5 protein-coding genes are annotated in these 6,264 nt (G+C 70.4%); all 5 read left to right on the top strand.

The window, feature by feature from the left end:
• Window positions 1-143 precede the first annotated feature (143 nt).
• On the top strand, window positions 144-1,460 hold the full coding sequence (locus QPK27_RS23730; protein WP_290420641.1) for a hypothetical protein: 1,317 nt from the start codon (window positions 144-146) through the stop codon (window positions 1,458-1,460).
• Window positions 1,457-2,002 carry a hypothetical protein gene (locus QPK27_RS23725; RefSeq protein WP_290420640.1) on the top strand — a complete coding sequence of 182 codons (546 nt, stop codon included), beginning with the start codon at window positions 1,457-1,459 and terminating at the stop codon, window positions 2,000-2,002. The genes QPK27_RS23730 and QPK27_RS23725 overlap by 4 nt, the downstream gene beginning before the upstream one ends.
• 19 nt (window positions 2,003-2,021) lie before the next feature.
• Window positions 2,022-3,125 carry a hypothetical protein gene (locus QPK27_RS23720; RefSeq protein WP_290420639.1) on the top strand — a complete coding sequence of 368 codons (1,104 nt, stop codon included), beginning with the start codon at window positions 2,022-2,024 and terminating at the stop codon, window positions 3,123-3,125.
• Window positions 3,122-4,141 carry a hypothetical protein gene (locus QPK27_RS23715; RefSeq protein WP_290420638.1) on the top strand — a complete coding sequence of 340 codons (1,020 nt, stop codon included), beginning with the start codon at window positions 3,122-3,124 and terminating at the stop codon, window positions 4,139-4,141. The genes QPK27_RS23720 and QPK27_RS23715 overlap by 4 nt, the downstream gene beginning before the upstream one ends.
• Window positions 4,142-4,276: 135 nt before the next feature.
• Window positions 4,277-6,262, top strand: a complete 1,986-nt coding sequence (locus QPK27_RS23710) for an SPFH domain-containing protein (RefSeq protein ID WP_290420637.1) — start codon at window positions 4,277-4,279, stop codon at window positions 6,260-6,262.
• Window positions 6,263-6,264: the final 2 nt, after the last annotated feature.

The following is a 6,264-nucleotide window of genomic DNA, read 5'->3' as shown; positions in this document are numbered from 1 at the left end:
AGCTAATTCCGGTTAGATTTGCATAAGTTTGGAAGAACGGAAATAGCCTTCTCCAGCGCGCCTCAAAACCGTGTTTGTATGGCATCATCTGTTTCAATCCGCCACAAAAACGGAATGCGGACTGAATCGAGGGCGAGGAAGGTATGCGTTTGCCGGGAACCCGGTACCAGGAACACGGTTGGGAGCAGGTCCGCAAGCTGCTGGGGCAATGCTCCCTGCAGGCGTTCGGCCGTCTCGATCCGGCCTCGCTGCTGGATGGCGACACCGATGATTCCCTGGACGCCTATGTCGAAACGGTCGCGCCGCTGCTCTACGCGGCCGGCGCCCGCTCGGCGCAAGCCGGCAACAGCTACGGCGACACCGTGGCCGAGCTGGCCCTGACCCTGGTCTTCGAACTGCAGGCGCGGCGCGCCGACTGGTCGGCTCTGTGCGCGGCAGTCGGTGCCGAACACGCGCGCGCCGGCGCCTTCTGGACCGGTCCCGGCGGCGAAGCCCAGCTGCGCAAGAAATTCAACGACCTGTACGCAGTCCTGCGCGACAAGGTCGACAGCGACAACTACCAGGCCGCGTGCGGCCGGCAGTGCAGCCCGAACCGCATGTACGCCTACCGCATGCTCGATACGGCGTATCACGAGCTGGCGCGCCTGTTCGCTGCCTGGCACGAACACCTGCAGCAGGTCGGGGCCATCCTGGGCCGCACGATCGATGCGCAGCCGATCGAGGCGCGCCAGCTGCGCAGCATCGCCGACTGCCGCCCCGAATGGATCCTGCGCTGGAGCGAGAGCCAGGAACAGTTCGGCGATGGTCCGGGCCCGCTGCACACCAGATCGAAGCGCTTCGCCGCACTGAAGGACAATCCCGGCAAGATCGGCGCCATGCTGCGCGAGATCGGCGAGTACGAACAGCTGTCGGCCAACGGCGACCGTGACTGGCTGCAGGACCGCGAGGATGCCGGCGCCTGGCTCGACGACTACTGGCGCGTGCTGAACGAGTCGGAGCAGGGCGCCACGCCCGGCCCCGACCAGATCCTCGAGGCGCGCCAGGATGAACTGGCGGCGCCGGATCTCGAATTTCCATCCGCACCGGCCCCGCATGACGACGCCGGCGCCGCGCGCCTGGCCCTGGTGGCGCATCAGCTTTCTCTTCCCCCCGACTATCTGTCTGCAGCAGCAGCGCTGGAAGATCGCGCCAGCTGGGCGGCGCGGCAGATGGCGAACCACTCGCTGCCGGTCCGGCTGGCGGTCTACCTCAAGCTGCTCGGTCCATTCGACGACAGCTATCCGTCCGAATGGCTGGACCCGGCCAGCGGCGAGCTGCCGACCATGGCGCAGCTGGCGCTGCTGGACGGCGTTTCGCTGCCGACCCTGCGCAAGCGGCGCGACGCCGCGATCGCGGACTTGAACGCGGCGCCCGGTGACGGCGCCCCGGCAAACAAGGAGGAGGAAAGACGATGGGCATGACGCAACTGGACCGCACACTGCAGGCGCGGATGCTGCTCGGACAACGGACCGAGGGCGACCGCTTGACGCTGGACGACGCCGTGCTGCTGGCGGCGCTGGACGGCAGCCGTCCGCTGACGAGCGGGGAACGGGCGGCGCTGCAGGCGTCGCCGCTGACGCTGCGCCGCTTCAAGACCCTGGCCGAGGCGCGCCGCCGGACTACGCAACAAGCGTGGTCCGGCAGCCACGGACTGCTGCGCGCGGCCGACAGTGGCGCAGGTTTCGCACCGCTGCAGACCGACGACGGCATGTGGCGCTTGCATGTCGTCGACAGTGGCGGCAAGCTGGCGGTGATCCTGCAGCTCGACCCGCAAGCGGCGGGCGCGGCGCAGGTGCTGGCCGCAAGAATGGACGTGGCGGTGCGCGACGGCGCCGGCGCCACCGTACTGCAAGGCACATTGGATGCCGACGGCGAATGCGAGGGGCCGTGGCCCTTCGCTGCAGCGCCGGCGGCGCATTTTCAGCAGCATGGAGCACGTTTCGACGTCACGCCGGTCGCGTGACGCTTCGGGAAGGAAAAAGATGTTTGGTTCGCTGCTCAAGAATTCCCTGCGACTTTCCCTGCACCGCGCGACGCGGCAACCAGACTTCGACGCCGCCCGCCTGGGCGTGACGGCGCTTGCCTTGCAGGCGCCACACGGCGCCGCCGTGCCGCCGGGCTGCGCGGCGGTGCTGGTCGACCGCAATGGCCGCAGCCGGCGCCTGGCAGCCGGCGGAAAGATCGCGGCGCACGAGGGAGAGGTCGCCTGGTGCGTGCACCCGGGACCGTACAGCTGCGAGCTGTCGCCGTTCGCGGCCGCGCCCGAGATCGGCCTGCGCGTGAGCATCGCGATCGACGCCAGCGACCCGCGCGCCACGCACCAGCGCTTCGACCTGTTCCTGGCCAGCGAGGGCGGCGACGGGGTCGAGCTGGCGCAGTTCAGCGCCGCCATGCAGACCGCATTGCAGCGCGAACTGGCCCAGGGCAATCTCGACCTGCCGCCGTGCACCACGCTGGAAGAGTGGAACGCTTTCCGCGCCGGTTTCAATCAACTGATGTACACGCGCTTCGGCGTGATGGTCGACGATTGCGTGCCGGTCGACCTGGGCGCAGCGCGCGACTACGCGCGGATGCTGGAGACGCGGCTGGCGCAGCAAGAGCAGCAACAAGCAGCACGCTTGGCGCAGCCGGACGTTGCGGCGACGGTCGCCGTGCAGGAAGCCTTCGTCCCGGCCTGCGAGGACGTACGCGCGCTGCGCCGCCTGTTCCTCGAACTGCCATGCCTGATGTGCGCGATCCGCCTGGCGGCGCTGCCGGCCGGGCAGGAACAGTTCCGCCAGCAGCAGGAACTGCTGCGCCGCCTCGACCTGGTCAGCCTGGCGGTAGGCACCATGCCGGCGCTGGAATTGAGCGCGCCCAACCAGCCATTGGCGCAGGAAGAACAGCTGCGCCGCGCTCGCCACAGCCGCCGCGCCGCCGCCGCGCTGGACGAAGCCTGGGCGCTGCTGGCGCGCATCAAGACCGGTGGCGAAATAGCGCTCGCGCCGCTGTTCGACGAGGCCGAGCGCATCGTCGCCAACCTGGAACACGACACCGCGGGACGGCGCGCGGTACGCGTCGAAGAAGACGAGGAGGTCGCAGCGTGAGCGCGCCCCAGGAAGCCGTCTGCCGCAGCATCGCCTTCGACGGCGGCCTGCTGACGATTACCGCCACGCGCCGCCCGCGCACCGGCCGCGCCGACGTCAAGTGCAGCGTGCCGGGCGCGCCGCAGCTGGCCGAACGCATGCAGCGGGTGGTGCGCCTGGCGCGCCACACCGAAGCGCGTTTCGATAGCCGCGACCAGGTTGTGCTCGGCCTGGACCGCGCGCCGCCCGGCGACTGGCGCGACTGGGAACTGGCCGCCGTGCTGGCCGACCGCATGGTGCGCGGCGTGGTTGTGCTGCCTGAGGCGCCGCGCGGCGCGGTGACAGCCAACGGCTGGTCCGACGCCTGGCACCTGGGCCGGATCGACGGCCGTGCGTTGTTGAACGTCCCGGCCGGCGTGCTGGCCGGCGGCCCCGGCGGCTTGCCGCACCTGGGCGCGCTGAACGGCCAGCCCGATCCGGCGGCCGGCGTATCCAGCGCGCGCGCCTGGTTCCCGCTGCACAGCGGCGGCGCCGGGGACAGCCTGGGCTGGGTCGAAGTCAGCGTGCGTCCGCTGGCCGGCGCGGATGAAGAGGACGTGCCGGCCGTGCCCGACCTGGACCCGGTGCGCCAGGCGCAGGTGGGCGCCGTGCTGCAGGCGGCGCGCCACTTCGATGGCCGCGGCCAGGGCCAGTGGCGCACCACGGTGCGCTTCGGCGAGCCGCGCTTCCAGGGCGATTCTTACCAGTTCGCGCTGGTGATGGCCGACCGCATCGCGCGCGGCCGCGAATTTTTGGCGCGCGGGCGCGTGATCGCGACCGGCTGCTCCAGCGCATGGCATGCGGGCAAGGTGGAAGCGGTCGACGCGCTGCAGGCCAAGTGCGCACTGATCGCGCGCGAAGCGGCGCCTGGCGACCGCGTGCTGCTGCCGAAGGAGTGGGAAGCCGGCCTTCAGGCGGGGCTGATTGCGGGCCTGCGCGACGCGCTGCGCGCGCGCGGCGCCAGCCTGGCCTGCGTCGAGCGCATCGGCATCATCTAGTGCCCGGGACCCCCGCACGATAGCGGGCCAGGCAGGGTGCCAACAGGCATCGCCCTGCTAGAATCCACGGGTTCCACGGCAGGCTTATTGGAACGACGTACACGCATAGAGAGTGGGGAGTCGGATATGTTGCAGATGTTCGGAGTCAAAGGCGCCAGCTGCCCGCGCTGCGAGCGCAGGAATGATGCGCAAGCCAGCTACTGCGCCGGCTGCGGCATGATCCTGGGCGCGCCGCGCGCCAAACCGGTGCTGATCGAGAACCGCTGGGTGGCGGGCAGCGACGAACTGGCCGTGTTCTTCGGCGTGCGCGAACTTTCCGGCCTGTTCGTCAAGACGCTGCGCGTGCCGGCCACGGCGCGCGGCTTCATCCTGCAGGGCGACAAGGCGACCGAGGTGCCGCAGGGCGAGTACGAGATCGAAGGTTTCTTCACGCGCCTGAACCACCTGCTGCGCGACCAGCACGCCGAGATCCTGGTCACCCGCACCGGCGCGCTGCCGGTCCCGTTCGAGTACGACGACGTCGCCTCCAGCGAGCACCTGGCGATCAACGTCAGGTTTGCGCTGCAGGTGCGCATCGAAAACGTGCCGGCATTCGCGCGCCACTTCATGACCGCGCCCGGCACCGTCAGCGTGCTCGAGCTGCGCGAACTGCTGAACCATCCGGTGCGCCAGCTGGTGGCCGAATTCGTCGGCGCCCGTTCGATCCGCGAGATGGCCGGCAACCGGGAATTGCGCGAACAGATGGACCAGCGCCTGCAGGGCGGCCTGCGCCAGCTGCTGGCCGAATACGGCCTGGCCGTCACCGGCGTCGACACGCTCGAACTGCGCCACGACAAGTACGACGCCAACCGCGCCCGCGTCGGCAGCCTGTGGCTGGCGGCCGACGAACAGCACGTGCAGCTGGCGCACGCGCGCCACCTGGACGAGCTGTACAGCGCCGAGGAGTGGCAGCGCATCAAGCGCAGCGAAGAGGAAGCGCGCCTGCGCTACCGTCGTGCCGAATTGAAGCAGGACGACGCCATCGCGCGCGCCGAACTGTCCCTCACGGGCGCCGACCGCGCCCACGCCGTGCGCGCGCGCCAGATCGAGCTGTATGGCCGCATCGTCGAAGCGCAGTCGCGCAAGCAGGCGGTCGACGCCGGCGCGGCCGAGGTGCTGGCCGAACTCGAACACGACCTGGCCAGGAAGAACGCCGGACGCGCCGGCGAGGCGCTGGAGTGGCGTCACCTGCGCGCGCTGGCCCAGCTGTGCATGCGCGCCGAACTGGCCGCGGCGCAGCAGGAAGCCACGCAAGGCCGCCAGCTGGCGCAGCAGCGCTTTTCGCAGCAGCTGCTGCAGCAGCAGATCCGCCACAAGATCGAGGCCGCGCGCCAGATCGAGGACGCGGCGCGCCAGCGCGACGAAGTGCAGCGCCTGCGCCAGAATGAACAGGACGCCGCGCGCCGCCTGCGCGAAATCGGCGAACTGGAACACGTGGCACAGCGCCAGGCGCTGGAAGCGGCGAACCAGGCGCACCGGCGCGAGGCCGAGCGCTGGCAGGAATGGGAAGACGAGCAGGCGCGTCAGCGCATCGGCGACGCCCGGCGCGCCGCCGGCGCGCGCGACGCCCAGGCCCGGCACGACAAGCTGCAGCGCACCATCGAACTGGATGCCGAACACGGCCGCCGGATGCAGGAAGTGGCGCAGGTGCCATTGGCAGCCGAACGCGCCCACGAACTGCAGCGCGCCGAGATGATGGGCATGCTCGACGACACCGCCAAGCTGGCGATCGCCGGCGAAGCGAATGCCGCGATCCTGGCCGACTTCATGAAGACGCGCGTGCATGCGACCATGGACGCGGGCCAGCTGGCGTCCCTCGCGGGCGTGGTCGGCGCCGGCAAGCTGACCGCGAGTGAGGCGGCGGAACTGGTGCGCGCCGAGCAGGCGCGCCGCGAGCAGGAAGTCGACAAGGACCGCCGCCATCAGATCGAGCTGATGGAGCGCCAGAACGACGTGAACAAGGCGGCGCTGGCGTCGCAGGCGAACGCGGTTGCCGGCGCAGTGCGCCAGTGCATCCACGGCCACCCGGCCGCGCCCGAGGACCGCTTCTGCGCCGCGTGCGGCTCGCCGCTGCACCGTTGACC

It is taken from the genome of Massilia sp. YIM B02443, from assembly GCF_030411955.1.
GTDB lineage: Bacteria > Pseudomonadota > Gammaproteobacteria > Burkholderiales > Burkholderiaceae_D > Telluria.
Note: the sequence above shows the minus strand (reverse complement) of the source record. Positions and strands in the feature narration are given on the sequence as shown.